At 69.1% G+C, this 26,629-nt stretch carries 28 protein-coding genes; 18 read left to right on the top strand and 10 right to left on the bottom strand.

Annotated features, from left to right (window positions below; translation table 11 throughout):
• Positions 1 to 891, top strand: a complete 891-nt coding sequence (locus VGT80_RS08340) for a 4-(cytidine 5'-diphospho)-2-C-methyl-D-erythritol kinase (RefSeq protein WP_327454713.1) — start codon at positions 1 to 3, stop codon at positions 889 to 891.
• 1 nt (position 892) lies between these two features.
• On the opposite strand, the gene VGT80_RS08335 is transcribed toward VGT80_RS08340, so the two are convergent.
• The 3 genes from VGT80_RS08335 to VGT80_RS08325 all read right to left on the bottom strand — a co-directional run bounded on the left by VGT80_RS08335 (position 893) and on the right by VGT80_RS08325 (position 4,124).
• Positions 893 to 2,173, bottom strand: a complete 1,281-nt coding sequence (locus tag VGT80_RS08335; protein WP_327454711.1) for an NAD(P)/FAD-dependent oxidoreductase — start codon at positions 2,171 to 2,173, stop codon at positions 893 to 895.
• A 133-nt stretch (positions 2,174 to 2,306) separates the two neighbouring features.
• On the bottom strand, positions 2,307 to 3,755 hold the full coding sequence (locus tag VGT80_RS08330; RefSeq protein WP_327454709.1) for an ammonium transporter: 1,449 nt from the start codon (positions 3,753 to 3,755) through the stop codon (positions 2,307 to 2,309).
• Positions 3,756 to 3,785: 30 nt separating this feature from the next.
• Entirely contained in the window at positions 3,786 to 4,124 is a 339-nt protein-coding gene (locus VGT80_RS08325) for a P-II family nitrogen regulator (RefSeq protein WP_327454708.1), read from the bottom strand.
• A 365-nt stretch (positions 4,125 to 4,489) separates the two neighbouring features.
• Between VGT80_RS08325 and VGT80_RS08320 the strand changes: the two genes are divergently transcribed.
• The 7 genes from VGT80_RS08320 to VGT80_RS08290 all read left to right on the top strand — a co-directional run bounded on the left by VGT80_RS08320 (position 4,490) and on the right by VGT80_RS08290 (position 13,194).
• Positions 4,490 to 5,248: a fasciclin domain-containing protein gene (locus VGT80_RS08320; protein WP_327454706.1), complete on the top strand. Its 759-nt coding sequence runs from the start codon at positions 4,490 to 4,492 to the stop codon at positions 5,246 to 5,248.
• Between the two features lie 61 nt (positions 5,249 to 5,309).
• Positions 5,310 to 5,666 carry a hypothetical protein gene (locus tag VGT80_RS08315; RefSeq protein WP_327454704.1) on the top strand — a complete coding sequence of 119 codons (357 nt, stop codon included), beginning with the start codon at positions 5,310 to 5,312 and terminating at the stop codon, positions 5,664 to 5,666.
• Between the two features lie 112 nt (positions 5,667 to 5,778).
• Positions 5,779 to 6,678 (top strand): glycine--tRNA ligase subunit alpha, encoded by a 900-nt coding sequence (locus VGT80_RS08310; RefSeq protein ID WP_327454702.1) that lies wholly within the window; start codon positions 5,779 to 5,781, stop codon positions 6,676 to 6,678.
• Positions 6,678 to 8,687 carry a glycine--tRNA ligase subunit beta gene (gene glyS, locus VGT80_RS08305; RefSeq protein WP_327454700.1) on the top strand — a complete coding sequence of 670 codons (2,010 nt, stop codon included), beginning with the start codon at positions 6,678 to 6,680 and terminating at the stop codon, positions 8,685 to 8,687. The genes VGT80_RS08310 and glyS overlap by 1 nt, the downstream gene beginning before the upstream one ends.
• Positions 8,688 to 8,692: 5 nt before the next feature.
• The gene (gene ppdK / locus VGT80_RS08300) at positions 8,693 to 11,389 is read left to right on the top strand and encodes a pyruvate, phosphate dikinase (protein WP_327454698.1); all 2,697 of its coding nucleotides are present in this window, start codon (positions 8,693 to 8,695) and stop codon (positions 11,387 to 11,389) included.
• Positions 11,390 to 11,392: 3 nt separating this feature from the next.
• The gene (locus VGT80_RS08295) at positions 11,393 to 11,923 is read left to right on the top strand and encodes a GNAT family N-acetyltransferase (protein ID WP_327454748.1); all 531 of its coding nucleotides are present in this window, start codon (positions 11,393 to 11,395) and stop codon (positions 11,921 to 11,923) included.
• Positions 11,924 to 12,006: 83 nt separating this feature from the next.
• Positions 12,007 to 13,194: a M48 family metalloprotease gene (locus VGT80_RS08290; protein ID WP_327454693.1), complete on the top strand. Its 1,188-nt coding sequence runs from the start codon at positions 12,007 to 12,009 to the stop codon at positions 13,192 to 13,194.
• Positions 13,195 to 13,344: 150 nt separating this feature from the next.
• On the opposite strand, the gene VGT80_RS08285 is transcribed toward VGT80_RS08290, so the two are convergent.
• A complete protein-coding gene (locus tag VGT80_RS08285) occupies positions 13,345 to 14,475 on the bottom strand; it encodes a beta-ketoacyl-ACP synthase III (RefSeq protein WP_327454691.1) in 1,131 nt (376 codons plus the stop codon).
• A 220-nt stretch (positions 14,476 to 14,695) separates the two neighbouring features.
• Between VGT80_RS08285 and VGT80_RS08280 the strand changes: the two genes are divergently transcribed.
• Both VGT80_RS08280 and VGT80_RS08275 read left to right on the top strand, forming a co-directional pair.
• Positions 14,696 to 15,088, top strand: a complete 393-nt coding sequence (locus VGT80_RS08280; RefSeq protein WP_327454689.1) for a hypothetical protein — start codon at positions 14,696 to 14,698, stop codon at positions 15,086 to 15,088.
• Positions 15,085 to 15,996, top strand: a complete 912-nt coding sequence (locus VGT80_RS08275; RefSeq protein WP_327454688.1) for a sterol desaturase family protein — start codon at positions 15,085 to 15,087, stop codon at positions 15,994 to 15,996. The genes VGT80_RS08280 and VGT80_RS08275 overlap by 4 nt, the downstream gene beginning before the upstream one ends.
• Here VGT80_RS08275 and VGT80_RS08270 read toward each other — a convergent pair.
• From VGT80_RS08270 to VGT80_RS08260, 3 genes are read right to left on the bottom strand one after another with little or no spacing between them, the layout of a single operon-like run.
• Entirely contained in the window at positions 15,993 to 16,970 is a 978-nt protein-coding gene (locus VGT80_RS08270; RefSeq protein WP_327454686.1) for an NUDIX hydrolase, read from the bottom strand. The genes VGT80_RS08275 and VGT80_RS08270 overlap by 4 nt on opposite strands.
• Entirely contained in the window at positions 16,967 to 17,545 is a 579-nt protein-coding gene (locus VGT80_RS08265; RefSeq protein ID WP_327454684.1) for a hypothetical protein, read from the bottom strand. Before VGT80_RS08265 ends, VGT80_RS08270 begins: the two co-directional genes overlap by 4 nt.
• A 6-nt stretch (positions 17,546 to 17,551) precedes the next feature.
• Positions 17,552 to 18,199 carry a YfbR-like 5'-deoxynucleotidase gene (locus VGT80_RS08260; protein ID WP_414693899.1) on the bottom strand — a complete coding sequence of 216 codons (648 nt, stop codon included), beginning with the start codon at positions 18,197 to 18,199 and terminating at the stop codon, positions 17,552 to 17,554.
• Between the two features lie 105 nt (positions 18,200 to 18,304).
• Here VGT80_RS08260 and VGT80_RS08255 point away from each other — a divergent pair, with 105 nt between their 5' ends.
• From VGT80_RS08255 to VGT80_RS08245, 3 genes are all read left to right on the top strand, one after another.
• Positions 18,305 to 19,117 carry a universal stress protein gene (locus VGT80_RS08255; RefSeq protein WP_327454680.1) on the top strand — a complete coding sequence of 271 codons (813 nt, stop codon included), beginning with the start codon at positions 18,305 to 18,307 and terminating at the stop codon, positions 19,115 to 19,117.
• Between the two features lie 17 nt (positions 19,118 to 19,134).
• Positions 19,135 to 19,509, top strand: a complete 375-nt coding sequence (locus tag VGT80_RS08250) for a hypothetical protein (protein WP_327454679.1) — start codon at positions 19,135 to 19,137, stop codon at positions 19,507 to 19,509.
• Between the two features lie 344 nt (positions 19,510 to 19,853).
• On the top strand, positions 19,854 to 20,609 hold the full coding sequence (locus tag VGT80_RS08245; RefSeq protein ID WP_327454677.1) for an alpha/beta hydrolase: 756 nt from the start codon (positions 19,854 to 19,856) through the stop codon (positions 20,607 to 20,609).
• Between the two features lie 16 nt (positions 20,610 to 20,625).
• On the opposite strand, the gene VGT80_RS08240 is transcribed toward VGT80_RS08245, so the two are convergent.
• From VGT80_RS08240 to VGT80_RS08230, 3 genes are all read right to left on the bottom strand, one after another.
• Positions 20,626 to 21,456 (bottom strand): hypothetical protein, encoded by an 831-nt coding sequence (locus tag VGT80_RS08240; protein ID WP_327454676.1) that lies wholly within the window; start codon positions 21,454 to 21,456, stop codon positions 20,626 to 20,628.
• 86 nt (positions 21,457 to 21,542) lie between these two features.
• Positions 21,543 to 22,415, bottom strand: coding sequence for a MoxR family ATPase (locus VGT80_RS08235; protein WP_327454675.1), 873 nt, complete (start codon positions 22,413 to 22,415; stop codon positions 21,543 to 21,545).
• Positions 22,416 to 22,537: 122 nt separating this feature from the next.
• Entirely contained in the window at positions 22,538 to 23,065 is a 528-nt protein-coding gene (locus tag VGT80_RS08230) for a hypothetical protein (protein WP_327454674.1), read from the bottom strand.
• Between the two features lie 226 nt (positions 23,066 to 23,291).
• Between VGT80_RS08230 and flbT the strand changes: the two genes are divergently transcribed.
• The 5 genes from flbT (at position 23,292) to VGT80_RS08205 (ending at position 26,596) form a co-directional block, all read left to right on the top strand.
• Positions 23,292 to 23,717 (top strand): flagellar biosynthesis repressor FlbT, encoded by a 426-nt coding sequence (flbT, locus tag VGT80_RS08225; RefSeq protein ID WP_327454673.1) that lies wholly within the window; start codon positions 23,292 to 23,294, stop codon positions 23,715 to 23,717.
• Positions 23,677 to 24,048: a flagellar biosynthesis regulator FlaF gene (gene flaF, locus VGT80_RS08220; RefSeq protein WP_327454672.1), complete on the top strand. Its 372-nt coding sequence runs from the start codon at positions 23,677 to 23,679 to the stop codon at positions 24,046 to 24,048. The genes flbT and flaF overlap by 41 nt, the downstream gene beginning before the upstream one ends.
• Positions 24,049 to 24,314: 266 nt before the next feature.
• Positions 24,315 to 25,211, top strand: a complete 897-nt coding sequence (locus VGT80_RS08215) for a flagellin (RefSeq protein WP_327454671.1) — start codon at positions 24,315 to 24,317, stop codon at positions 25,209 to 25,211.
• Positions 25,212 to 25,333: 122 nt separating this feature from the next.
• A complete protein-coding gene (locus VGT80_RS08210; RefSeq protein ID WP_327454669.1) occupies positions 25,334 to 25,612 on the top strand; it encodes a flagellar protein FlaG in 279 nt (92 codons plus the stop codon).
• Between the two features lie 165 nt (positions 25,613 to 25,777).
• Entirely contained in the window at positions 25,778 to 26,596 is an 819-nt protein-coding gene (locus VGT80_RS08205) for a hypothetical protein (protein ID WP_327454667.1), read from the top strand.
• Positions 26,597 to 26,629: the final 33 nt, after the last annotated feature.

Raw genomic sequence — 26,629 nt, 5'->3', positions numbered from 1 at the left:
ATGGCGAAGGCGGCGTTCGCGCCGGCCAAGGTCAACCTGTTCCTGCACGTCGCAGCCCCCGAGGCCGACGGCTACCACCCCATCTGCAGCTTGATGGCCTTCGCCGACGTCGGCGACGAGGTCATGGCCTATGAGGCCGAGGCGCTGGAGCTGCGCGTGGTGGGCCCGTTCGCCCGCGCGCTGGCCGGGGAGGGCGACAACCTGGTCCTGCGCGCGGCGCGCGCCCTGATCGCGGCGGCCAAGCGGCCGGTGGCGCCGTTCGGCCTGACGCTCACCAAGCGGCTGCCAGTGGCGGCGGGGCTGGGCGGCGGCTCGTCGGACGCCGGGGCGGCGCTGCGGCTGCTGCGCGAGGCGTTGGACCTGAAGCTCGGCGACGCGGCCCTGGAAGCGGTGGCGGCGGGGCTCGGCGCGGATGGCGCGGCCTGCCTGTGGGGTCGGCCGGTGATCGCCGAGGGGCGTGGCGAGCGGCTTGGCTCGGCGCCGGGCCTGCCGGTGATCGACGCGGTGCTGGTGAACCCCGGCGCGCCGGTCTCGACCGCCGAGGTCTATCGCGCCTTCGATGCGGGCGGCCGGTTCAGCGACGTGGCTCCGCCGCACGCGCCGGAGGCCTTCGAGGACGCCGCCGACCTCGCCGCCTGGCTGGCCGGCCAGCGCAACGATCTGCAGGGCGCGGCCATCGCCGCCGCGCCGCAGGTGGGCGACGTGCTGGAAACCCTGGCCGGCGAACCGGAATGCCTGCTGGCCCGCGTCTCCGGATCGGGCGGCACCTGCTTTGCGCTCTGCCGCAGCGACTATGAGGCCGAGGGGCTGGCCGAGCGGATCGAGGCCCTGGCGCCCAACTGGTGGGTCCAGCGCTGCCGGCTGGGCGGTCCCTGGCCGGACCCGGATTAGCTCAATCCGGCGCCGGATCGATGATCAGGCGTGAGCGGCGGCCGAAGGTGACGTAGTCCCAGAGCCAGCTGGAGGCGACGGCGACGCGGTTGCGCACGCCGATCAGGAAATAGACGTGCACCAGGCCCCAGAAGGCCCAGCCGACGAAGCCGGTGAGCGTCAGGCGGCCGAGCTTCACGATCGCCGACTTGCGCCCGATGGTGGCGAGATCGCCTTGGTGGCGGTAGCGGAACGGCGTGGGGTTGGACGCGCCGCGCAGCCGCGCCGCGATGGCCCGCCCGGCGTAGTCCCCCATCTGCTTGGCGGCGGGCGCGAGGCCCGGGACCGCGACGTCCGCCGCGTCGGTGACGGCGGCGGTGTCGCCGATGACGAACACCTCGGGATGGCCGGGCAGGGTGAGGTCGGCGCCGACCCGCACGCGGCCGGCCCGGTCGGCCTCGGCGCCCAGCCAGCGCGCGGCGGGGGAGGCCTGGACGCCCGCCGCCCAGATCACCGCGCCGGCCGCGATCCGCTGGCGTCCCAGCATCACCCCCGCAGCGTCGATGCCAGTGACCGCCGAGCCGGTCAGCACCTCGACGCCCATGCGGCGCAGCGAGGCGGCGGCATGCGCGCTCAGGCCCTCGGGGAAGCTCGGCAGGATGCGCGGGCCGGCCTCGATCAGCAGGATGCGCGCCTGGGCGGGATCGACGTTGCGGAAGTCCGGCGGCAGGGCGTAGCGGGCCACGTCGGCGATGGCGCCGGCCATCTCGACGCCGGTGGGCCCGCCACCCACCACCACGAAGGTGGTCAGCGCCTGACGGGTGACGGGGTCGGCGGAGAGTTCGGCGCGCTCGAAGGCGATCAGGATGCGACGGCGGATGGCGGTGGCGTCCTCCAGCCGCTTCAGGCCCGGCGCGAAGGCCGCCCAGTCGTCGTGGCCGAAATAGGCGTGGGTCGCCCCCGTCGCGAGCACAAGCAGGTCGTAGGCGAAGTCGCCGCCGGTGGTGCGGACCAGGCGCTTGTCGACATCGATGGCCGTCACCTCGGCCAGCAGCACCTGGGTCGCGCCCTGGCCGCCGAGGATGGCGCGAATCGGCCAGGCGATGTCGGCCGGCGTCAGGGCGGCCGTCGCCACCTGGTAGAGCAGGGGCTGGAAGGTGTGGTGGTTCGCGCGGTCGATGACAATCACGTCGCAGGGCGCATCCCGCAGCGCCTTGGCGGCGGCGAGGCCGGCGAAGCCGCCGCCGACGATGATGACCCGCGGCCTTGGGGTCGTGCGGTCGGTCGATGGAGGCTGCGGCATCGCGCCTGAGACTGCCGCACCCGTCAGGCTTCGGCTATCGGCGAAATTTTCGACGACGCCGCGCCTGGCGCTCACGAAAACGGGAGCCCCGAAGGACCCCCGTTCCCAACTCTCCAAGACTGATGTCCGCGGATCAGGCCTGGACGACTTCCCCATGGAGGTTGATGTCGAGACCCTCGACCTCGACCTCTTCGGAGACCCTCAGGCCGATGGTGAACTTGATCACCGTCAGGATGATGAAGGTGACGATCCCGCAGTAGAGGAAGGTCGCGCCCACGTCGTAGACCTGGAGGAGCATCTGGTGGGCGTTGCCCTCCAGCAGGCCGCCCTTGGGCGCCGATCCCGGGTTGATCAGCTTGCTGGCGAAGACGCCGGTGAGCAGGGCCCCCAGCGCACCGCCGACCCCGTGCACGCCCCAGGCGTCGAGCGCGTCGTCGTAGCCGAACATCCGCTTCACATGGACCGCCGAGATGTAGCAAACCACACCGGCCGCAAGGCCGATGATCAAGGCGCCCATCGGGTTGACGAAGCCGGAGGCGGGCGTGATCGCCACCAGGCCCGCCACCGCGCCCGACACCATGCCGAGCACGGAGGGCTTCTTGGAGACGACCCATTCCGCGGTCATCCAGGCCAGCGTCGCGGCGGCCGTGGCGATCTGGGTCGCCGCGGCGGCCATGCCGGCGTTGACGTTGGAGGTCACCGCCGAGCCGGCGTTGAAGCCGAACCAGCCGACCCACAGCAAGCTGGCGCCGATCACCGAATAGGCGAGGTTGTGCGGCGCCATGTTCTCGGTGCCGAGCCCCTTGCGCTTGCCGAGCATCAGGGCCGCGACCAGGCCCGCGGTGCCGGCGTTCAGGTGAACGACGGTCCCCCCGGCGTAGTCGAGCGCGCCCATGGTCCCGAGCCAGCCACCGCCCCACACCCAGTGGGCGATCGGGCAGTAGACGAGGATCAGCCAGGACCCCATGAAGGCCAGGAAGGCGGTGAACTTCATGCGGTCCGCCAGCGCGCCGGCGATCAGGGCCGGGGTGATGATCGCGAAGGTCATCTGGAAGAACATGTAGACGGACTCAGGGATCGTCGCGGCCAGCGCACTGGTCGAGTTGAGCCCCATCGGTCCGAGCAGCAGGTACTTCACCCCGCCGATGTAGGCGTTGTTCTTGCCGCCGTCGGTGAAGGCGATGGAGTAGCCGATCACCATCCAGAGCACGGTGATCAGCGCGGTCGCCCCGAAGCTCTGGGCGAGCGTCGCGAGGATGTTCTTCTTGCGCACCATGCCGGCGTAGAAGAGCGCCAGGCCCGGGATGGTCATCATCAGGACCAGCACCGAAGAGGTGAGCATCCAGGCGGTGTCGCCGGTGTCGATCTTGGGCGCCGGCGTCGCGGCCGGCGCGGCGGCGGCGGGCGCAGCCGCCGGGGCGGCCGCGGCCGCCGGAGCGGCCGCTGTGGTGTTGGTGGCCGTGGTGTTCGACGCCGTGGTGTTGCTGGCGTCCTGAGCCAGCGCGGAGCCCGCCATCGCGCCTCCGGCCAGCGTGGCGACCAGCGCGAAGGCGGCCAGTCGCTTGAGCTTGAAGAAGGTCATCAGAATTCCCCTTATCCCCGATGGTGTCCGCTAAAGCGCCGCCGAGCCGGTCTCGCCGGTCCGGATGCGCACGGCTTCCTCGACGTTCAGGACGAAGATCTTGCCGTCACCGATCTTGCCCGTGGCGGCGGCGGCCTTGATGGCTTCCACCGCCTTGCCGACGGCGGAGTCCTCGACCACCGCCTCGAGCTGCACCTTCGGCAGGAAGTTCACCTGGTACTCAGCCCCCCGGTAAATCTCCGTCTGGCCTCGTTGCCGGCCGTAGCCTTTGACTTCCGAGACCGTCAGGCCCTCGACACCGGCGCCGACGAGCGCTTCGCGCACGTCGTCCAGCTTGAAGGGCTTCACGATCGCCTTGATGAGTTTCATCCGCTCGCTCCCGCGCGACCCCACGAAGACAGAAGGGCCCCACCACGTGTTGCTATGAGCCGTCGGCTTGGTCCCCCTCGCGACGACGGGGCGAACGCTAGCCGTGCAGCGGGGCCGCGGAGCCGGGCGCGAGGCTTTGACGCCAAAGAAGGCGGCCAGCGCTCAAGCTTTGAGCGCCGCGCGGCCCCGGCGCCCGATCTTTAGGCGCCGAAAGGCGTCGAGCCGTCACGTGAGGGCTTGATTCACGAAGCCGTGAAGTTGGAAACTCCGCCGGTTGACCGCGCGTAGTGCGGCCGAGCCCCGCCAGGTCCGGCGTCGGGGGAATTCGGGGTGCGCGCCTTTCTCTATTCTCCTCGAGGAGCCCAATGAACGCCAATCGCCTGCTGACCGCCGCGGCCGCCGCCGCCCTCGCCGCCGGAGGCTTCGGCGTCGCTGCGGCCCAGACCCCGCAGACCGCCCAGACCCAAGCGCAGGCGCAGGCCGCGACCGGCAAGCCCACCACCGACGCGCCGGCCAACACCCGGGTGCAGGGCACGGCCGCCGCCGTCGCCCAGGGGACCGGGGCCGCGCCGGCCGCCGCCGCCGCGCCCGCGCAGTCGGTGCACATCGCCCCGGCCGGCGACATCATCCAGACCCTGCAGGCCGGCGGCCAGTTCACCACCCTGATCAAGGCGCTGAACGCCACCAACCTCACGCCGGTGCTGAAGAACAACAAGGGCCTGACGATCTTCGCGCCCACCGACGCGGCGTTCGCGGCCTACATGCCCACCGACAAGCTGATGGCCGACCTGCCGGGCCTGCAGAAGCTGCTCGTGCATCACATCATCAACGCCGAGGTCGACAGTTCGAAGTTCAAGGGCGCGCATGGCCCGGTGAACGACGGCGCCGGCGGCAAGATCGTGCTGGATGGCGTCGGCGCGATCATGAAGGCCGACCAGGCCGATATCCTCCAGGCCGACGTGCGGGCGTCAAACGGCTTGATCTTCGTGGTCGACCAGGTGCTGAAGGCAGGCTCGGTTCCGGAGACCCTGCCGCAGGCCGCAGAGCCGGTCGCAGAACCGGCCGCGCCGGCGAAAACCGAAGCGCCCGCCGCCAAGAAGAAGGGAACCAAGCGGGGCCACTAGCCTTAAGTACAGAGATTGCCCGGGTGGGGCTTTCGTTCCGACCGACAGGAGTCCGATAGCCATGAACCTGAAGTATCTCGCCGCCGCCGGCGCAGCGTCCCTGCTGATGGCCGGCGCCGTCTATGCCCAACCCGCCAGCACGACCCCGGCGCCCGCCTATCCGAGCACCGGTGGGTCGGCGACCACGACCACGACCACGACCGACACCCAGACCGGCGCCACCACGACGGTTACCGGCTCGAGCACGGGCGTGACCACGTCCAGCACGAGCACCTCGGCCGACGTCAACGGGGCGAACGCCAGCGTGACGACCAGCACGACGACCAATGGTCCCGTGCCCGACACCCCTGAGAACCGTCGCAAGTACGGCGGCCCGATGTCCCACGCCGGCAAGCACACGGCCGCCAAGGGCAACTGATATCCCGCCCCGGTCCCAGGCTAAGCCCTGAGGCCGGTTCGGCTTGAAGCCAAGGTCGGCGGGCCCTATAGGTCCGCCGACCTTTTTCGCGCCTGCGAAGGCCCCGAATCCTATGCCCGACAAGCCGCTCTCGTTTCAGGGCCTGATCCTGAAGCTGCACGACTATTGGAGCCGTCAGGGCTGCGTGATCCTGCAGCCGCACGACGTGGAGGTGGGGGCCGGCACCCTGCACCCGGCGACGGTGCTGCGCGCGCTTGGGCCCAAGCCCTGGCGGGCGGCCTATGTGCAGCCCTCGCGCCGGCCCGCCGATGGCCGCTACGGCGAGAACCCCAACCGGCTGCAGCACTACTACCAGTACCAGGTGATCCTGAAGCCCAACCCCGACGACCTCCAGGACCTCTATCTGGGCTCGCTGGCGGCCATCGGCCTGGACGCCCGCCTGCACGACATCCGCTTCGTCGAGGACGACTGGGAGAACCCCACGGTCGGCGCCTGGGGCCTCGGCTGGGAGGTCTGGTGCGACGGGATGGAGATCACCCAGTACACCTATTTCCAGCAGGTCGGCGGCCTGGACGTGAGCCCGGTGGCCGGCGAGCTGACCTACGGCCTCGAACGCCTGGCCATGTACCTGCAGGGTGTCGACCACTTCACGCAGCTGGCGTTCAACGATCCGGATGGCCCGGCGCCCATGACTTATGGCGACGTCTTCCTGGAGAACGAGCGCCAGCAGTCGGAGGCCAATTTCCATCTCTATGACGTCGAGACCCTGAAACGGCAGTTCGAAGACATGGAGCGCACCGTGCCGCACTTGCTGGCCGGGCGCGGGCCGCAGGGCCAGGCGACCGTGCTGCCGGCCTACGACCACGTGCTGAAGGCCAGCCACCTGTTCAACCTGATGGACGCCCGCGGCGCGATCGCGGTGGCCGAACGCCAGAGCTACATCGGCCGCATTCGCGACCTGACCAGGATGTGCGCCGAGGCCTGGGTGGCGAACGAAGGCGTGAACGGGTGATGCCCCAGCTTCTCCTCGAACTGTTCTCCGAAGAGATCCCCGCCCGCATGCAGGCGCAGGCGGCGAAGGACCTCGAGCGGCTGGCGCGCGAGAAGCTGGCGGCGGAGGGCTTCATCCCCGAGGCGCTGAAGACCTTCGCGGGGCCCCGGCGGCTGACCCTCGTCGCCGAGGGGCTGCCGCTGGCCCAGCCCGACCGGCATGAGGAGCGCAAGGGGCCCCGCGTCGGGTCGCCCGACCCGGCCATCGAGGGCTTCCTGCGCTCGACCGGGCTGACGCGCGACCAGCTCACCGAGCGCGACGGGGTCTACTTCGCCCACATCGATCGGCCCGGCCGGCCGACGCCGGACATCGTCGCGGCGATGGTCGACCAGATCGTGCGGGCCTTCCCCTGGCCCAAGTCGATGACCTGGGGGAGCGGGACCCTGCGCTGGGTGAGGCCGCTGCACGGCGTGCTTTGCGTCTTCAACCGCGAGGTCGTGGCCTTCAACATCGAGGGCGTCGACAGCGGCGAGACCACCCGCGGCCACCGGTTCATGGGCTCTGGCCAGGCCTTCAAGGCGCGCGATTTCGACGAGTACCAGGACGGGCTTGCCAAGCACTTCGTCGTGCTCGATCCGGAGGAGCGCAAGGAGCGGATCATGGATGCCGCCCGGACCCTCGCCTTCGCGCGCGGCTTCGAGCTGGTGGAGGACGAGGGCCTGCTGGACGAGGTCGCCGGTCTCGCCGAATGGCCGACTCCGGTGCTGGGCGACATGGACGCGGGCTTTCTCGACCTGCCGCCGGAGGTGATCCGCACCTCCATGCGCGTGCACCAGCGCTTCTTCGCCGTGCGCGACGCCCGCACCGGCTTCCTCGTCCCGCACTTCATCACCGTGGCCAATATCGAGGCGGAGGATGGCGGCAAGGCGATCGCGGCCGGCAACGCCCGGGTGCTTTCGGCGCGGCTGAGCGACGCCCGGTTCTTCTGGGAAGAGGACAAGAAGGTCGCGCTGACCGACCAGCTGGCCAAGCTGATGGGCGTCACCTTCCACGCCAAGCTCGGCTCCATGGCCGACCGGGCGGCGCGGATCGAGGCGCTGGCCGAGCAGATCGCGCCGTTCGTTCGCGACGACGCCCAGACGCGGGCCTGGGCCAAGGTGGCCGCCGCGCTGTGCAAGGCCGACCTGGTCTCGGCCATGGTCGGCGAATTCCCCGAGCTGCAGGGCGTCATGGGCGGCTACTACGCCGAGGCCCAGGGCTATGACCCGGAAGTCGCCGACGCCATCCGCCACCACTACAAGCCGCAGGGCCCGCACGACGACGTGCCGGTGCAGGCGGTGGCCGCGACCGTGGCGCTGGCCGACAAGCTGGACACCTTGATCAGCTTCTTCGCCATCGACGAGAAGCCGACCGGATCGCGCGATCCCTACGCCCTACGCCGCGCGGCGCTGGGCGTGATCCGCATCCTGCTGCAATCGCGGACGAGACTGCCGCTGCGCAGGTTCGTCAGCGACGAGCTGGTGGCCTTCTTCGCTGACCGGCTGAAGGTCCTGTTGCGCGAGCAGGGCCAGCGGCATGACCTGGTGGACGCGGTCTTCGCGCTGGGCGACGACGACATCGTGCGCATCGTGCTGAAGGTGAATGCGCTGGGCGAATTCCTGCAGACCGAGGACGGGGCGAACCTGCTGGCCGGCTACAAGCGGGCGGTGAACATCCTCAAGGCCGAGGAGAAGAAGGGCAAGCTGCCCACCGGCGCGCCGGTGGAGATGGCGGGCGCGCCCCCGGAAGAGGCCGGGCTGGTCAACGCCCTGGGCCACGCCGAGATCGAGATCGGCAAGGCGCTGGAGGCGGAGGACTTCGCGGCCGCCATGCGCGAGCTGGCGGCGCTGCGGGCGCCCGTGGACGCGTTTTTCGACAAGGTGCTAGTGAACTCGCAGGTTGCGGCGGAACGCGAGAACCGCCTGCGGCTTTTGGCTGGCGTGCGCGACGCCATGGGGCGGGTCGCGGATTTCGGTCAGGTTACGGGATAGGTATGATGGCTGTCGACACGGCGGTTAAGACGCGTTGGGTCTATACCTTCGGCGGCGGGCGCGCCGACGGCGACGCCTCGATGAAGAACCTGTTGGGCGGCAAGGGCGCGAACCTGGCGGAGATGTCCTCGCTCGGCCTGCCGGTGCCGCCGGGGTTCACCATCACCACCGAGTGCTGCACCTTCTACTACGCCAACGAGAACACCTATCCGGCCGAACTGCAGGCGCAGGCGGCCGAGGGCCTGAAGCAGGTCGAGCAGATCACCGGCAAGACCTTCGGCGACCCCGCCAATCCCCTGCTGGTCTCGGTGCGCTCCGGCGCGCGGGCTTCCATGCCCGGCATGATGGACACGGTGCTGAACCTCGGCCTCAACGACGAGACCGTGGAGGGCCTCGCCAAGCTCGCCGGCGACCGCCGCTTCGCCTTCGACAGCTATCGCCGCTTCATCCAGATGTATTCCAACGTGGTGCTCGGCCTCGACCACCACATGTTCGAGGAGATCCTCGACGAGCATAAGGACCGGCTCGACGTCACCGTCGACACCGCGCTCGGCGCCGAGGACTGGGAGGCCGTGGTCGCCGACTACAAGCGCGCCGTCCAGTCGGACCTGGGCGAGGCCTTCCCGCAGGACCCGCAGGCCCAGCTCTGGGGCGCCGTGGGCGCCGTCTTCGCCAGCTGGATGAACGACCGGGCGAAGTTCTATCGCCGCATGCACGACATCCCCGAGAGCTGGGGCACGGCGGTCAATATCCAGGCCATGGTGTTCGGCAACATGGGCGAGACCTCGGCCACCGGGGTCGCCTTCACACGCAACCCGTCCACCGGCGAGAACCGGCTCTACGGCGAGTTCCTGATCAACGCCCAGGGCGAGGACGTGGTGGCCGGCATCCGCACCCCGCAGGCCCTGACCAAGATCGCCCGCGAGGAGATGGGCGAGAAGCAGCCCTCCATGGAAGAGGCGCTGCCGGACGTCTTCACCCAGTTCAAGTCCGTCGTCGAGAAGCTCGAGCAGCACTATCGCGACATGCAGGACATCGAGTTCACGGTCGAGAAGGGCCGTCTGTACATGCTGCAGACGCGCAACGGGAAGCGCACCGCCAAGGCCGCCCTGAAGGTCGCCGTCGACCTCGCCAGCGAAGGCCTGATCACCCGCGAGGAAGCGGTGATGCGGGTCGAGCCCGCCAGCCTCGACCAGCTGCTGCACCCGACCATCGATCCGGGATCCCCGCGCGAGGTGATCGCCACCGGCCTGCCCGCCTCGCCGGGCGCGGCCACCGGCAAGGTGGTGTTCACCGCCGAGGACGCCGAGCGGCTGGGCAGTTCCGGCGAAGCGGTGATCCTGATGCGCGAGGAGACCTCGCCGGAGGATATCCGCGGCATGGACGCGGCCCGCGGCATCGTCACGGCGCGCGGCGGCATGACCAGCCACGCTGCGGTGGTCGCGCGCGGCATGGGCCGGCCCTGCGTCTCGGGCGCCGGCGAGATTCACATCGACCTGAAGGGCCGGGAGTTCCGGGCCCGCGGCCGGACCTTTAAGGAAGGCGACATCGTCACCATCGACGGCTCGACCGGCGAGGTGCTGTTCGGCGCGGTGAAGATGATCGAGCCGGAGCTTTCCGGCGACTTCGCGACCCTGATGGGCTGGGCCGACGGCGTGCGCCGGCTGAAGGTGCGGGCCAACGCCGAGACCGCGCTGGACGCCCGCACGGCGCGCCAGTTCGGCGCGGAGGGCATCGGGCTTTGCCGCACCGAGCACATGTTCTTCGATCCCGACCGGATCGCCGCGGTGCGCGAGATGATCCTGGCCGACGACAAGGCCGGCCGGGTGACGGCGCTGGCCAAGATCCTGCCCATGCAGCGCAAGGACTTCGTCGAGCTGTTCCAGATCATGGAGGGCCTGCCGGTCACCATCCGGCTGCTCGATCCGCCGCTGCACGAGTTCCTGCCGCACACCGAGGAGGATGTGGCGGCGGTCGCCGAGGCGACCGGCCTGGACGCCAAGAAACTGCTGCGCCGCGCCCAGGAGCTGCACGAGGTGAACCCCATGCTGGGCCACCGCGGCTGCCGGTTGGGGGTCGCCTATCCGGAGATCTACGAGATGCAGGTGCGCGCCATCATCGAGGCGGCCTGCGAGATCGTCGCCTCCGGCAAGGCTGCGCCGATCCCGGAGATCATGCATCCCCTGGTCGCCAAGGGCGAAGAGATGAAGTTCCTGCGCGAGCTCACTGACCGGATGGTCAAGCAGGTGATCGAGGAGACGGGCTGCCAGATCGCTTACCAGGTGGGCGCCATGATCGAGCTGCCTCGCGCCGCGATCCGGGCGGCGGATATCGCGCAATACGCCGAGTTCTTCTCCTTCGGCACCAACGACCTGACCCAGACGACCTTTGGCATCAGCCGCGACGACAGCGGCCGCTTCCTCAACGCCTACATCGAGAAGGGTATCTTCGAGCGCGATCCCTTCGTGACCATCGACCAGGAGGGCGTCGGCGACCTGATCCGCATCGGCGCCGAGCGCGGCCGCGCGGCCCGGCCTGACGTAAAGCTGGGCATCTGCGGCGAGCACGGCGGCGACCCGGCCTCCATCGCCTTCTGCGAGTCCGTGGGCCTCGACTACGTGAGCTGCTCGGCCTACCGCGTGCCGATCGCGCGCCTGGCCGCCGCCCAGGCCGCCATCGGCGAGCGCGAGAAGGACCGCTAGGCCCTGGCCAGCCTGCACCGCGCGCGGCCCGATGAGCTGGCCGCCATCGCCGCCCTCGTCAACTCCGCCTATCGGGGCGACGTCTCACGCCAGGGCTGGACCACCGAGGCCGACTACATCGAGGGCCAGCGGACCTCCGCCGAAAGCCTGGCCCGCGACCTGGCCGCGACGCCGGGCGGCGAACTGCTGGTGCTGAAGGACGCCGAGGGCGCGCCGCCGCTGGGGAGTGTCTGGCTGGAGCCGGTGGGTGACGGCGAGACCTGGTACCTCGGCATGCTCACGATCAGGCCCGACCTGCAGGACCGCCAGCTCGGCCGCACCCTGCTGGCGCAGGCCGAGGCCTGGGCCGCGAAGGCCGGCGCGCGGCGCATCCGCATGACGGTGATCGGCCTGCGCGACAGCCTGATCGCCTGGTACGAGCGCCGCGGCTACGCCGCTACCGGCGAGACGCGGCCGTTTCCCTATGACAACCGTGAGGTCGGCACGGCCTTGCGGCCCGATCTCGACTTCGTGGTGCTGGAGAAGGCGCTCTAGGGCGCGCGCCGCATTACCGCTTTTCCACGTGACAAGCGGCGCCGCGAGGGGCCTCCTCGGCAAAAGGGTTCGGGGGGATTCTCATGGCTCAGGCGTTCGATCCGGTCGCGGCGACGGCCGCCTATCTGGCGCAGTTGCCGCCGGCGCTGCACGAGAAGGCCAAGGCCTACACCCAGGGCGGCCACTGGCTGATCCTGTGGGGCGCGGTGGTGGCGGTTCTGGTCGCCTGGATCGTGCTGCGCTCCGGGATCCTGGTGCGGGTGCGCCAGGGCGTCGAGCGGACCAGGCCACGGCCCTGGCTCGCCGTCGTGGCGGTGATCGCGGTCGACGCGGTGGTCGAGGCGGTGCTGGGCCTGCCCTGGGACGTCTATGCCGGCTGGTGGCGCGAGAAGAGCTATGGCCTGACCAGCCAGGCGTTCGGCGGTTGGTTCGGCGAGCATCTGATGGGGGCCGCCATCGCGGTGGTGCTGACGGCGATCCTGGCGAGCGGCCTCTACTTCCTGATCCGGCGTGCGCCGCGCAGCTGGTGGCTGTGGGGCGGCGTGCTGGTGGGCCTGGCCTTCCTGGCGCTCAACGTGGCCCAGCCCATCGTCATCGAGCCGCTGTTCAACACCTATACGCCGGCCCCGCCCGGCGCCGTGCGCGACGAGGTGGTCGCCATGGCCAAGCAGGTGGGCGTCCCCTACGACAAGATCTACATCTACAACGGCTCCAAGCAGTCCAACCGCTACACCGCCAACGTCGCGGGCGTCATGGGCACGGCCCGGATCGCCATGAGCGACGTGATGTTCAAGAAGGACGCGGACCTGGCCGAGGTGCGGGGCGTCGTGGGCCATGAGATGGGCCACTATGTGATGGACCACCTCTACGTGCTGGCGCTCGCCTTCGGGCTCCTGGCCATGGCCGGCATGTTCCTGGTCGATCGCCTGTTTCCGCTCACCGCCAGGCTCGCCGGCGCGAGCGGGGTGACGGGCCTGGCCGACCCGGCGGGCTATCCCGTGATCGCCATCATCCTGGCCATTCTGGGCGTGCTCTCGACGCCGATCGTGAACTCGATCAGCCGCGTCGAGGAGAGCCAGGCCGACCAGTTCTCGCTCACCCACTTCAACGAACCCGACGGGCTCTCCAAGGCGCTCGTGAAGACCATCGAGTACCGCTACGATTCGCCCGGCCGGCTGGAGGAGATCATCTTCTACGACCACCCCTCCGTGCGCAGCCGCGTGCAGCGCGCGATGGAGTGGAAGGCGGCGCATCCGAAGGCGGGTTCATAGTTCGGAGTGTCATCCCGGTTTCGCGAAGCGAAGACCGGGACCCTCAGCTCCTGATCGTGGAGCAGGCGCCGCGGCGCACGGTCCTGAGACATCGACGCAAGGGGTCCCAGTCTTTGGCCTGCGGCCAAAACCGGGATGACACCGCGTTGGTCACCGCTTCCGGACGAACACGGTCCCCGCCGAATAGCCGGCTCCGAACGAGCAGATCAGGCCTGTGTCGCCGGCGCCGAAGTCGTCGTTGGCCTTGTGGAAGGCGATGATCGAGCCGGCCGAGGAGGTGTTGGCGTATTCGTCGAGGATGATGACGTTCTCGCCCGGCGCCGGTTCGCGGCCCAGCACGCGGCGGCCGATCATCTCGTTCATGTTGATGTTGGCCTGATGTAGCCACAGGCGCTTCAGCCCCTTCGGGTCGACGCCGATGTCGCGGGCATGCTCGACGATCATGTCGGAGACCATCGGCACCACCTCGCGGAACACCTTGCGGCCCTCCTGGGTGAACAGCTTGTCCTTCTGGCCGACGCCTTCGGGCGCGGCGCGGTTCAGGAAGCCGAAGTTGTTGCGGATGTTGTTGGAGAACTGGGTCTTCAGCCGCGTGCCGAGGATCTCCCAGCCGGCGTCATGGCCGTCCTGCACAGGCTGATCCGCCCGCTCGACGATGGCCGCGGTGGCGACGTCGCCGAAGATGAAGTGGCTGTCGCGGTCGCGGAAATTCAGGTGGCCCGAGCAGATTTCCGGATTGACCATGAGCACCGCCCGCGCCGAGCCAGAGGCCACGAAATCCGCCGCGGTCTTCAGGCCGAACGTCGCCGAGGAGCAGGCGACGTTCATGTCGAAGGCGAAACCCTCGATGCCCAGCGCCTGTTGCACCTCGATGGCCATGGCCGGATAGGCGCGCTGCATGTTCGACGCCGCGCAGATCACCGCGCCGATCTCGCTGGCGGGCTTGCCCCAGCGGGCCAGCGCGTCCCTGGCCGCCTCGACGGCGATCTCGGCCAGGATGGAGAGCTCGTCGTTCGACCGCTCCGGGATCACCGGGCGCATCAGCTCGGGGTCCATCAGGCCGGACTTGTCCACCACGAAACGCGACTTGATGCCCGAGGCCTTCTCGATGAACTCGGCGGAGGAGGGGATCAGCGCCCCGATGCGCCCGGCCGCGATGGCCTCGGCATTGGCGGCGTTGAAGCGCTCGACATAGGCGTTGAAGGTTTCCACCAGCTCGGCGTTCGAGAGGCTCTGGGGCGGGGTGTAGAGGCCCGTCGCGGCGATCACGGCATCCGGCAAGCTGGAACCTCCTACTGACGAGCCGGAGTGATAGCACGCGTGGCCGAAGCGTCATCGGGCGATGTGGCCGCGACGCAACAGGGCGCGGCCCGCGACCGCCTCGCCGTAGAACCAAGGCGAAGCCGCCGGTTTCCGTCGCTCACCTGCGGAGCGCCGGGGAGGGCTTTTCCTTGACCGCGGGGCCCGGCGCTCGCGACAGTGCGGGCGGAGGATCACATCGGTGCTGAGCCAAGCTTTCCTGATCCAGGTGGCGGCCTCGGGCGCCGCGGTGGCGGCGTTGGTGGGCCTGGCGGCCTGGGCGCGGATCGCCCGGCCGCTCAATCCGCTGGATGACCGGACCGCCCGCTTCTACCTCTCCGAGGAGTTCCCCGGCCGCACGGTCGACCAGCTGTGGGTGGCGACCGACGGCGCGGGCGCGCTGGCGCGATCGGGCGCCTCGGCCCTGGTGCTCTGCCGGGTCGGCGACGCCTATATCGGCCGCCAGATCCCCTGGGCCCAGGCCCTGTCGGCGGCCTTCCGCGACGGCCAGATCACCATCGACCTCGCCGATGTCGCCGCCCCCAAGGCGGTGATCGTGCTGCCGGCCTGGCCGCCGGCCGACCTCGCCGCATGACGAATTTCGATCCGGTCACCCTGGCCACGCCGTTCTTCATCGCCACGGTGATCCTGGAGATCGTGCTGGCCCGCCTCAACAAGGTCGAAGCGCGCTACGAGGTGAGGGACACGGCGGTCTCGCTGACGCTGGGCCTCGGCTCGACCATCGCCGGGGTGCTGATCGCCGGCGTCACCTTCGCGGCCAGCCTGTGGGTCTATCAGCACCGCCTGTTCACCATCCCGATGAACGCCATCTGGGCCTGGGTGGCGGTCTTCCTGTTGGAGGACCTGACCTATTATGTCTTCCACCGGCTGAGCCACGAGCGGCGCATCTGGTGGGCGGCCCACGTCAACCACCACTCGAGCACCCACTACAATCTCTCGACGGCGCTGCGGCAAACCTGGACGGGCGGCGTCGCCGGGACATGGCTGCTGTGGCTGCCGCTGTCCCTGCTGGGTTTCCCACCGGCCATGGTGGCCATCGAGAAGGGCGTCAGCCTGGTCTACCAGTACTGGATCCACACCGAGACGATCCGGCGCCTGCCGCCCTGGTTCGAGGCGATCTTCAACACGCCCTCGCACCACCGGGTGCACCATGCGAGGAACCCGCGCTACCTGGACCGCAACTACGCCGGCATATTGATCGTCTGGGACCGCATGTTCGGCAGCTTCCAGCCCGAGCTCGACGAAGAGCCGTGCCGCTACGGGATCGTGAAAAACCTCGGCACGTTCAATATCGTCCGCGTCGCCTTCCACGAGTGGATCGCGATCGCCCAAGACCTGGTGAGGTCGCCGCGCCACGCCTTGGGCTGGCTGCTCGGCCCGCCCGGCTGGAGCCCCGACGGCAGCCGCGAGACCAGCGCTGCGATCAAGGCGCGGTGGGAGGCGGAGCGGGCGGAGACGCCCAAGGCGAAGCGCGCCGCCTAGTCTCTCAGCAACGGCAGGCTCAGCCCCGAGACCGGCCGCGCGCTCAGCAGTTCTTTCCGGAAGCGGAACAGCTCGGCGGGCCGGCCGCCGGTGTCGGCGTCCATGCGGCCCAGGCCCTCCACCAGCTCGGCGCGTTCGAGCGCGCGGCGGAAGTTCTGCTTGTGCAGTGGGACGCCGGCGATGGCCTCCACGGCCCGCTGCAGGGCCGACAGGGTGAAGGCCTCGCCCATCAGCTCGAACACCACCGGGCGGTACTTGATCTTGCCGCGCAGCCGCGAGACCGCGGTCGCCAGGATGCGGCGGTGGTCGGAGAACATCGGCTCGCCCACCGCGGCGGCCAGCGCCGCGGGCAGGGCGGCGGTGTCGGCGCGGTCGCGGGCCGCCTCCTGGGCGAGGCCCGCCTCGTAGAGCAGCTCATAGCGCTCCAGCACGCGCTCCTCGTTCCATGGCGCGCCGTCGAGGGCGAAGGCCAGGCGCGCGCGGGCCATGCGGTGGGCGGCGTCGCGCGCCTGTTCGGCCCAGGCGCGCAGGGCCTGCTCGATGGGGTCGAGGGCGGCCGGCCGGCCCTCGCGCCAGTCCTCGTAGGGGAAGAACCGCGACCAGGGCCGCCACTGGCTGTCCGGCGCGTGGGTGTCGACGGCGGCCGGCGCCAGGGCCAGATAGCCGACGGAAATGACCCGGGAGGCCGCCGGGCCGGACCCCATGTCGGCGATGGGCGCGTCGCGGCCCTTGTCGCCGAAGGTGTAGAGCTGCTCGACGTAGCCGAGGTTGAAGCGGGTCTGCTGGGTCACGAAGGCCCGCATGGCGAGCTCGAACGTGCGGTGGCCGCCGGGATCGAAGGGTCCGAACGGCAGGCCCTCCAGTTCGGCGTCGGGCGGCCGCACGGTGAGCACCACGGCCTCGCCGTCCTGGACGGCTACCACCACGGCCGAGAGGCCGATGACCACCGCGGGGCTGGGCGAGGGCGGCGTCATGCGCGGCGACCAGGCGTCGCGACCGGGGCGCCGATCGGAAAGTCGAAGGGGCAGGCGGCGGCGTAGTCGTATTCGCCCATGGCCTCGACCGCCTCCACCATCGCCCCGCCGCGGCCCATCAGCTGGTCGGCGAGCGCCACGATCCGGCGGTTGGGCGAGGCGTGCGGCGCGGCGCGGCGCAGCGCCTGGGCGATGGTGCGCTCGTCGACATCAGGGCTGCGCGCGCAGGCGAGGAGGAAGGCGGCCGCCGTCGAGCGGCTGATGCCGGCCCAGCAGTGGATCAGCATGGGATCTGCGCCGTCCCAGGTGGCGCCGAACGCCAGGATGGCGCCGACCACGGTCTCGTCGGGGACGATCATCGCCTCCATCGGCTCGACGATGTCGTTGACGCCCAGCTTGAGGTGCCGATGCGGCGCGACGCCGGGCGGGGTCTCGATCATGCTGGCGGGATCGAGCAGGGTGATCATGTGCGAGGGCCGGCGCGCGGCGATCAGCGGCTCCACATCGGCCAGTCCGCAGACGATGATGGTCTGCGGGACGGCCCCACGGACGGTCTTCGGGACGGTCTCGGGCACGGGCCGCTACTCCGTGTCGAAGGCGACGTCGACCGCGCCGCTGTAGCCCGCCGCCTCGGAGAGCAGGTTGAAGCGGTGGACGTAGCGCTCCTGGGCGATGGAGGCCGGCTGCGGCTCGATGTGCAGGGCATAGCCGGCCGGCGGCGCGCCGAAGAAGTCCAGCGCCTCGTGAGGCTCGAAACCGGCCAGCTGGATGGCCTCGAAGAAGGCGCTGGCGCGGTCGGCCTGCTTGATCAGCGCCTTGATTTCCGCCGGCGTCTTGGCGGGCAGGCCGAAGCGGACGTGGATGGCGGTCTCCAGCCGGTCCTCGAAGGTGCGGTAGTCGACGCCCAGCGCGGCCTTGAACGGCGAGATCATGTCGCCGATCACATATTCCGGGGCGTCGTGCAGCAGGGCGGCCAGGCGCCATCGCGGCGCCACGTCGGGCCGGATGTGGGCCATGATCTCCTCGACCACCATGCAGTGCTGGGCGACGGAAAAGGCGTGCTCGCCGGTGGTCTGGCCGTTCCAGCGCGCGACGCGGGCCAAGCCGTGGGCGATGTCCTCGATCTCGATGTCCATGGGCGAGGGGTCGAGCAGGTCGAGGCGGCGGCCGGAAAGCATGCGTTGCCAGGCCCGCGGCTCAGCCTTCGAACGACGCAGCCCTTTCCTCACCGGCGCATTACCTCCACAGTCGTCTGCAGGAACTGACGCAGGCCCTGACAAAGATCAATGCGAGCATAGGGTCTTGGATCGAAAGGTCACGCGAAGGAACAGGCGATGAGCTGGGCACGAGTGATGGCGCCGCTTTCCGGAGGACAGGGCGACCGCGCGGCCATGGCGGCCGCGGTGGCGCTGGCCAAGCCGTTCGGGGCGGAGCTGTCGGGCGTCTACACCCCCGCCGACGTGGCCGACGTCATGCCCTGGATGGGCGAGGGCTTCATGGGCGGCGTGCAGACCACGGCCCTGGAATCCCTGAAGGAAGCCGCCCAGGCCGGCGAGAAGCACGCCCGCGAGGTGATGGACGCCTGCGGCTACGCCAAGAAGCAGTTCGTCAGCCTGCAGACCCCGGTGTGGGCGGGGCTGTCGGCGGAGGCCCGACTCGCCGACGTGGTGGTGTTCACCAACGATCCGGCGCGCGGACGCGGGCCCCTCGGCGAGGCGTTCCAGCAGGTGCTGGCCGACGAGCAGCGGCCTGTCCTCATCGCGCGGGAAGGGCTGAAGGTCGGCGGCTGTGTGGTGGTCGCCTGGGACGGCGGCAAGGAGGCCTCGCGCGCCGCGCGGCTGGCCCTGCCGCTGTTGGAGAAGGCCAAGACGGCGGTGATCCTGGCCGCGCCCAAGGCCAGCTCGCGCAGCTTCGATCCGGCCAAGCTGCAGGCCTACTACGCCGCCCGCGGGGTGAAGGCGCAGATCGAGCTGCTGCCCGAGAGCGGGGACGCCGCCCCTGTGCTGCTGCACGCTGCCCAGAGGGCCGGGGCCGACATCCTGGTGGCCGGCGCCTTCGGCCATCCGCGGTTGCAGGAATTCATCTTCGGGGGAACGACACGGACGCTGTTGAACTCCGACCATCCGTCGTTGTTCTTGTCTCATTAGTTCAAAGAGGAAGACCCATGTCCCTGTCGCGCATCGTGATGCGGCTTGCCCGCAATCCCGGCACCGAATTCTCCGGGGGCGACGACCACCGCGGCTATGCGCTCACCGCGCCGCTGACCGGCGAAGGCCGCCTGGACGAGGGCGCCTATTCCAAGAGCCGCGAGCGCTGCCTGGTGCGCCGCTTCTCCCCCGACGAGGATCCGGTCGACGGCCGGCTGGCGCGCCGCGGCCAGCGCTGGTTCTTCGACTACGACGACACCGAGGTGGTCGACGACGAGCCGGTCTATCGGCTGGGCGAGCACCGCTTCGCCGTGGGCGAATACGTCACCGTCACGGACGAGGACGGCCGTCCGCTGACCTACAAGGTCGTCGAGGTCCAGCCGGCGGGGTGAGGTCAGCTATCGCGTTCTTATCATTTGCGATGGGGGACCGAAACAAACGACCGTCGCTCTGCCCCTATCCTGGGATGAGGTTCTCGCATCAGCGAAGGGGAGGGCCTACGCCGGTTTGCCGGGTCGTCAATAGCGAGTTCGCTCGCCCGCCTGGACGCGCCGGTTTCCGCCAGATTTTCGCGCTGGCGGGATGCCTTCTGACGTTGGTCTGCTGCGGGACCGCCGTTCGCGCCGAGCCAACCGCCTGGCAGTCTTCGCCAGGGCACACGCAAGTTCCGATCTGGCCGGGAACGCCGCCCGACCAGCCATCAATGCCGGGCCCGGAAACCGCCAAGCAAGGCGGGGTGACCAACGTCGCCCGGCCCACGCTGACGGTCTACGCTCCACGCACGAATGCCACTGGGACTGCAGTCGTGGTCATCCCGGGGGGCGGCTTCCAAGGCCTGGCCATGGACCTGGAAGGCACGGAGATTTGCGACTGGCTGTCCTCGCGCGGCATCACCTGCGTACTGCTGAAATACCGCGTCCCGAGCATCCCCTATGTCTGGCAATGCGCTTGCCGCCCTCACAACCATTCTCTCTCACTACCGTCGTTGGAGGACGTGCAAAGAACCTTGAGGCTGGTGCGCGCTCACGCCGCCCAGTGGCGGATCAACCCTCACAAGGTCGGGGTGATCGGTTTTTCAGCGGGCGGGTTTCTGGTGGCGGAGGCGAGCACATACTTCGAAGCTCGACTTTACCCGCGAGTGGACGCCGCGGACCAGCTGAGCAGCCGTCCGGATTTCGCCATTGCTGTTTATCCCGGGCACCTGTCGATGGCGAAGAACAGCATCGCGCTGAATCCGCTCATTGAAAGCCACGTCACGGCCCAAACGCCGCCAACGTTCCTCCTGCAGAACGAGGATGATCATGTGGACCAGATCGAAGATTCGCTGAGCTACTACATGGCGCTGAAGAAAGCGGGTGTCCCGGTCGAGCTGCACGCCTACGCGCAAGGTGGCCATGCGTTCGGATTGCGCGCGACCCACCTGCCGGTCGGCAGCTGGCCGAAGCTGGTGGAACAGTGGCTCGGCACGATCGGCATGCTCGGCCCTCGATAATTTATGAGCCCGCGACCTAGGCCCCGCCGTTGCGGCGCACCAGGCGCTGGATGTCGCGATAGAGCCGGCCGCCGTCGAAGATCTCGTCGCGCGACTTCACCACGGCGATGGTCAGGGGCCCGGCCTTGGGGCCCGAGGCCTGGTAGCCCACGAAGCGATAGCCGTCGGGCATGTTCTCCCGCTTGGCGATGAAGGTGGCGCGAAGGCCGTTGCGTTCGCGGGAGAAGCCCTGGCCGCGCAGCCGCACGTCGCGCACCACATGCACCGTGGCGTTCTCGTCGTTGGCGTCGATGTGCACGCCGGCGACGTCGATCTTGGCGCTGTCGCCCTCGGTGTCGATGTGCAGGCCGGGGAAGTTGACGTGGGCGTGCTCATCGCCGCCGCCGACCCCCACGACGCGAACATGCTTGTCGCCCGCGTTCCAGTCGGAGCCGCCCGAGCCGCCGGCGTCGGCGCTGGCCTCGCGGGCGGCCTGGGCGGCGTCGCCGCCGCCAGCCGGCGGCGCGGGCGGCGCCGGTGGCGCGAGCTTGGCCGGAGCCTCGGGCGGGGCGGGCGGTTTCGGCGCGCCGGACGCCTCGGGCGTCGCAGGTCCCACGAGGCTCGTCTCGAGGGCGCTGAGCGTGGCGCCGGCGTCGCCGTTCACCGGCGTCAGCTGAAGGGCGATCTCGGCGCCCTCGTTGGACGCATAGGTGCAGCTCTTGCCGTCGGCGGCCGCCCCGGTGCGTCGCAGTTCGCCCTGCCGGTCCGGGCAGTCGAGGGAGGTGCGATGGGCGTAGTCGATGCGCGGCCCGCAGGCCGAGGCGCCGAGCGCGAGGGCCGAGACAGCAGCGAAAGCCAAGAGGCGCATGAAGAGGGCTCCGTCAAATTCGTATTGAATCTGATCGGAGCCCCTGAAGAAAGCGAGTGAATTCGATGTAACGGCGAGGTGCGCTGTTACTGCCCGGGCCGCGAGCCCGCCGTGCCTTCGCGCCTAGCCAGGAACGCCAGGCGTTCGAAGAGGTGGACATCCTGCTCGTTCTTCAACAGCGCGCCGTGCAGCGGCGGGATCAGCTTGGTGGGATCTTTTTCCCGCAATGCTTCCTCGCCGATGTCCTCGACCATCAGCAGCTTCAGCCAGTCCAGCAGCTCCGACGTGGAGGGCTTCTTCTTCAGGCCGGGCACCTTGCGCATGTCGTAGAAGATGCGCATCGCCTCGGCGACGAGCTTCTGTTTGATGTTGGGATAGTGGACGTCGATGATCGCGTTCATCGTCTCGGCGTCCGGGAAACGGATGTAGTGGAAGAAGCAGCGGCGCAGGAAGGCGTCGGGCAGCTCTTTCTCATTGTTCGAGGTGATGAGCACGATCGGCCGCACCTTGGCGGCGATCGTTTCGTTGGTCTCGTAGACGTAGAACTCCATCCGATCGAGCTCCTGCAGGAGATCGTTGGGGAATTCGATGTCGGCCTTGTCGATCTCGTCGATCAGCAGGACGGGGCGCTTCTTGCTCTCGAAGGCCTCCCAGAGCTTGCCCTTCTTGATGTAGTTCTTGACGTCCTTGACCCGCACGTCGCCGAGCTGGCTGTCGCGCAGGCGGGTGACGGCGTCATATTCATAGAGGCCCTGGATGGCCTTGGTGGTCGACTTGATGTGCCAGGTGATCAGCGGCGCATCGAGCGCCTTGGCGATCTCGTAGGCCAGCACGGTCTTGCCGGTGCCGGGTTCGCCTTTGATCAGCAGCGGCCGCTCCAGCGCGATCGCGGCGTTGACCGCGACCTTCAGGTCTTCCGTGGCGACGTAGTCTTCCGTGCCTTCAAAACGCTGGCTCATTCCGGCTCCCGGCGGGCGGCGCGCCCGCATTCGAACAACTGTTCAACTCGGGGCCAGACTACGGACAGGCGCGCGACATGCAAGCGCGTTCCTGCCCCTGCCTTGATGGGAATGGCGGGCGGTCAGGGCTTGGCCCGGCCCTCGGCGTCGGAATAGCCGAGGCGCTGCAGGTCGTCGTCGTCGAGGCCCTTGGACTGGAAGTTGGAGACGTCGTCCTCGCCGCCGGTCACCTGGTCCGCGTCCTCCACATCCTGCGCCAGGCCGTCGATCTCGCTGCGGGTGTCGAGGCGGTCCTCGTTGAAGCCGTCCTCCGGACCCTGGCCGTCGAGGTCGTCCTCGCGCTCCTCGGTGGCGGCGTGATAGTCGAGCTCGTCGTCCTCCTCGAGGTCGTTGTCGGTGATCGCGTCTTCGTCGAACTCGTCGGCGTCGAGGGCCACGGCCGCGTCGTCGTCGGCATCGCCCACCGCCCTCGTCACGTCCTCGACGTCCGGCAGCTCCTCGAAGGTGCGCATCTCCGAGGCCGGGCTGACCGGAGCCTCGAAGTCCAGCGCGCTGTCGCCCTCGCCGCCGACCACATTGCTCTCGTCGAAGGTCTCGGCCTGATCCTGGGGATCGCCTTCGGAATCGGTGTCGTAGCTCGAGCCAGGCATGACGGACCTCCTTGCGCGCGCCCGCGCGACGCGTCTGGAGGCTCAACCCTCGGGGCCGATGGGCGTTCCGCCGAGCATTCTTGCGATCTGCAACCTCGGGGCGTGCAAGGCGGCGTTAACGAGTGCACGGGTATGCGTGGGTGCGTCGGGACCTCAGGAGAGCGACAATGGGGCTCCAGGCGAATCGAGGAGGACGGTTCGCAGCTGTGAAAGGTCAGGAGCCGACGTGCCGCTCAAACTGTCGCTGAAGCCGGGAGAGAAGTTCGTCCTCAACGGGGCTGTCGTCCAGAATGGCGATCGCCGGGGGGTCCTCGTCCTGCAGAACAAGGCTTCCGTCCTGCGGGAAAAGGACATCATGCAGCAGGAGGACGCCAAGACGCCCGCCCGCCGCATCTACTTCCCGGTGATGATGATGTACCTCGATGAGGCGGGGGCCCAGAATTACTACCACGAGTTCGCGCAGCGCCTGACCGAGTTCATGGGCGCCATCAGCAACCCGAAGGTCTTGGTGGAATGCGTCGATATCTCGAAGCTGTGCATGTCCGGCGAGTACTACAAGGCTCTCATGCTTTGCCGGCGATTGATCGAGTACGAAGACGAGAGGTTGGGTAATGTCGGTACAGGCGTACCAGCAAGCAGCCGCGCGGGCTGAGTCCCCCCGGGACATCGAGTACCGGCTGTTCGGCCAGGTCACCCGAGCGCTGATGACGGCCTCGGAGACCGAGGCCCTGGAGATCGGCGCCCGCATGGACGCGCTCGATTGGAACCGACGCCTGTGGTCGGTGCTGGCCGCCGACTGCGCCTCCAACGGCAACCAGTTGCCGGCCCCCCTGCGGGCCAACATCATCTCGCTCAGCTTGTGGGTGAACCGCCACACCAGCGCGATCATGCGCAACGAGGCGGAGTTCGGGCCGCTGATCGACGTCAACAAGATGATCATGCAAGGCCTGGAACCCCGCGGCGAGGCATCCGCCGCCGCTTGAGGATGTCCATGTCCGGGAGACGCGACGCCGGCCGGCTGGCCGGCGTTTTTCGTTGGCGCGGCCCGCGAAACGGTCCGGCGGTCCGGGCCAGGGTGGGCAGGAAATGCCGATCAAAATCGGCGCTGCCAGCGCTTTTTTCCCAGTGATTCGTCTCGGACGGCAGAGCTTTAACCTGCCGTCAAGGGTGGCCGGTGCTTAGTGGCCATCGGGCAAAAAGCCCCCGGCGCCAGAAAGACGTCCGGACCTGAGAAGAAGGACAGCCTCCGATGGCTATGAACTCCATTAACACCAACGTCGCCGCCATGACGGCGCTGCAGAACCTGGCTGCGACCCAAACGCAGCTCAGCGTCACTCAGAACCGGATCAACACCGGTCTGAAGATCGCCAGCGCCAAGGACAACGGCGCCATCTGGGCCATCGCGCAGACCGAGAAGGCGCAATCCGTCTCGCTCGACGCGGTGACGAACTCCCTGAACAACGGCAAGTCGGTTCTCGACACGACGTTGCAGGCCGGTTCGCAGATGACCGACATCCTGAACCAGATGCGCGCCAAGGCTCTGGCCGCGTCTGACGCCGGTATCGACGACGCTTCCCGCACCCAGTACGAGAACGAATTCGCCAAGCTCGGTCAGAGCTATGCGAACGTGGTCGCGTCCGCGGGCTTCAACGGCGTCAACCTGATCGACGCCTCCACGGGCGCCATCTCGGCCATCGGCTCCGCCGACGCCGGGATCAAGATCACCTCGGCGCACGACTCTCTGAACGCCGCCACCCTGTTCACCACCTCGCTGACCACCGTCGCCGGTACGGTCGTGGCTCCGTCCACGGTCGCCTCGGTCGACACCGTGACCAGCAAGGGCAACTGGGCCGATGGCACCGGCGCCAACGCCAAAAGCGCCCTGACCGAGATCGACGCGGCCATCAAGTCGGTGACGCAAGGTCTGTCCGGCTTCGGCGTGGACTCCAAGGCTATCGACAACCAGACCACCCTGGTGTCGAAGCTGCAGGACAGCCTGAACGCCGGCATCGGCAACCTGGTCGACGCCAACCTGGCTCAGGAAAGCGCCAACCTGCAGTCCCTGCAGACCAAGCAACAGCTCGGCGTGCAGGCCCTGTCGATCGCCAACCAATCGACGGGCATCCTGCTCGGCCTCTTCCGATAAGGCTTCGCGGACGCGCCTCGCGCGCGTCCGTAGGCTTCCATCGGCGGCGGGGAGGGAAACCTCCCCGCCGTTCCTTCGCAAGAGGAGCCGCCCCATCCGATCCGTCGGGGGGCGGATGCGTCATGGAGACCAAGCTCGCCCTCGATACCCTGGGCCCCATCGCGGCGGTGACCCCGTCGCCGGCGCCGCCTGCGCCGACCTCCGACGCCGCCATGATGCAGGACGACGTCGCCGATCTGCGGCTGGTCATCGAGAAGGATCAGGCCAGCGGGATCTTCATCTACAAGACCATCGACCGCCGCACCGGCGACGTAGTGCTGCAACTGCCTCGCGAAGAGGTGGTGCGCATGTACGCCGCCGCCGACTACGCGGCCGGAGCGATCGTCAAGACCAAGGCCTGAGGGTCCAACGCCCGCGACGGGCATCGAGACGGGATCGCCAGAGCGGTCCGATCCGCCGCCGGTCCCCCGGCGCGCGGTTCTTTGCGTTCCCTGGGACGAGGGACTCGGCCTACCTCTGGTCTGTCGGGCGCGGACGCGCCTTGGAGCGGACGGAAGAGGCGCGAGATGGTCAACAGCGTGAGCAGCAGCGTCCTGGCGGCCCTGCAGGCGCAGGAACAGGCGCTGGCCAACCGCGCCGCCGACGCCCAGACGACCGGAACCACTTCCGGCGCCGGCCCCGACACCCAGACCCAGGCCGCCGATCCGGCGGTGGTCTATGCGGGCGCCAGCGCGCCTTCGCTGAGCGGCATCCTGTCGGTGCAGGACAGCCTGAACCGCGCGGCCTCGATCTCCGACGTCGGCATCAACGCCGGCCAGACGATCTCCGGCCTCCTGAGCCTGGTGCGCGAGAAGGTGGCGGCGGCGCAGGGCGCGGCGGGCCCGGGCCAGGCGGACACCCTCAATGGCGACTACCAGCAGCTGCTGCAGACCATCGACCACGTGGCGGGCTCGGCGTCGTTCCAGGGCGTCAAGATGCTGGACGGCAGCTCCAGCGCCGACCTGCAGTTCCAGGCCGACCCCTCGGGCGCCACCACGCTCGGGCTGACGCCGCAGGACTTCACCACCGCGGGCCCTGTGCTCGGCTTGGCCAATACCGACCTGCTCGGATCCCAGGACGATCTGGCGACCTTGCTGGGGCAGGTGGATTCGGCGAGCAGCGCCATCACCGCGCAGCTCTCCCAGATGAGCGCCCAGTCGCAGCAGATCCAGACCCATCTGGGCGTGGTGAGCCAGCTCTCCAGCGCGCTCGGCGGCGGGGCTACGCCCGATCTCAACGCCGACACCGCGCGGCTGCAGGCCCTGCAGATCCAGCAGACCCTGGCCGGGCAGTCGCAGGCCATAGCCAATCAGGCGCCCCAGGCGCTGCTTTCGCTGTTCCGCTGAGCCTCTCCGCGCCTCGAAAACCGGCCATTTCTT

Origin of the sequence: Phenylobacterium sp., assembly GCF_035944335.1 — a bacterium.
GTDB lineage: Bacteria > Pseudomonadota > Alphaproteobacteria > Caulobacterales > Caulobacteraceae > Phenylobacterium.
Note: the sequence above shows the minus strand (reverse complement) of the source record. Positions and strands in the feature narration are given on the sequence as shown.

Coding starts and splice junctions, on each gene's coding strand:
- VGT80_RS08340 (WP_327454713.1), top strand. CDS start 1: ATGGCGAAGGCGGCGTTCGCGCCGGCCAAGGTCAACCTGTTCCTGCAC.
- VGT80_RS08335 (WP_327454711.1), bottom strand. CDS start 2,173: ATGCCGCAGCCTCCATCGACCGACCGCACGACCCCAAGGCCGCGGGTC.
- VGT80_RS08330 (WP_327454709.1), bottom strand. CDS start 3,755: ATGACCTTCTTCAAGCTCAAGCGACTGGCCGCCTTCGCGCTGGTCGCC.
- VGT80_RS08325 (WP_327454708.1), bottom strand. CDS start 4,124: ATGAAACTCATCAAGGCGATCGTGAAGCCCTTCAAGCTGGACGACGTG.
- VGT80_RS08320 (WP_327454706.1), top strand. CDS start 4,490: ATGAACGCCAATCGCCTGCTGACCGCCGCGGCCGCCGCCGCCCTCGCC.
- VGT80_RS08315 (WP_327454704.1), top strand. CDS start 5,310: ATGAACCTGAAGTATCTCGCCGCCGCCGGCGCAGCGTCCCTGCTGATG.
- VGT80_RS08310 (WP_327454702.1), top strand. CDS start 5,779: ATGCCCGACAAGCCGCTCTCGTTTCAGGGCCTGATCCTGAAGCTGCAC.
- glyS (WP_327454700.1), top strand. CDS start 6,678: ATGCCCCAGCTTCTCCTCGAACTGTTCTCCGAAGAGATCCCCGCCCGC.
- ppdK (WP_327454698.1), top strand. CDS start 8,693: ATGGCTGTCGACACGGCGGTTAAGACGCGTTGGGTCTATACCTTCGGC.
- VGT80_RS08290 (WP_327454693.1), top strand. CDS start 12,007: ATGGCTCAGGCGTTCGATCCGGTCGCGGCGACGGCCGCCTATCTGGCG.
- VGT80_RS08275 (WP_327454688.1), top strand. CDS start 15,085: ATGACGAATTTCGATCCGGTCACCCTGGCCACGCCGTTCTTCATCGCC.
- VGT80_RS08270 (WP_327454686.1), bottom strand. CDS start 16,970: ATGACGCCGCCCTCGCCCAGCCCCGCGGTGGTCATCGGCCTCTCGGCC.
- VGT80_RS08255 (WP_327454680.1), top strand. CDS start 18,305: ATGAGCTGGGCACGAGTGATGGCGCCGCTTTCCGGAGGACAGGGCGAC.
- VGT80_RS08250 (WP_327454679.1), top strand. CDS start 19,135: ATGTCCCTGTCGCGCATCGTGATGCGGCTTGCCCGCAATCCCGGCACC.
- VGT80_RS08240 (WP_327454676.1), bottom strand. CDS start 21,456: ATGCGCCTCTTGGCTTTCGCTGCTGTCTCGGCCCTCGCGCTCGGCGCC.
- VGT80_RS08235 (WP_327454675.1), bottom strand. CDS start 22,415: ATGAGCCAGCGTTTTGAAGGCACGGAAGACTACGTCGCCACGGAAGAC.
- VGT80_RS08230 (WP_327454674.1), bottom strand. CDS start 23,065: ATGCCTGGCTCGAGCTACGACACCGATTCCGAAGGCGATCCCCAGGAT.
- flaF (WP_327454672.1), top strand. CDS start 23,677: ATGTCGGTACAGGCGTACCAGCAAGCAGCCGCGCGGGCTGAGTCCCCC.
- VGT80_RS08215 (WP_327454671.1), top strand. CDS start 24,315: ATGGCTATGAACTCCATTAACACCAACGTCGCCGCCATGACGGCGCTG.
- VGT80_RS08210 (WP_327454669.1), top strand. CDS start 25,334: ATGGAGACCAAGCTCGCCCTCGATACCCTGGGCCCCATCGCGGCGGTG.
- VGT80_RS08205 (WP_327454667.1), top strand. CDS start 25,778: ATGGTCAACAGCGTGAGCAGCAGCGTCCTGGCGGCCCTGCAGGCGCAG.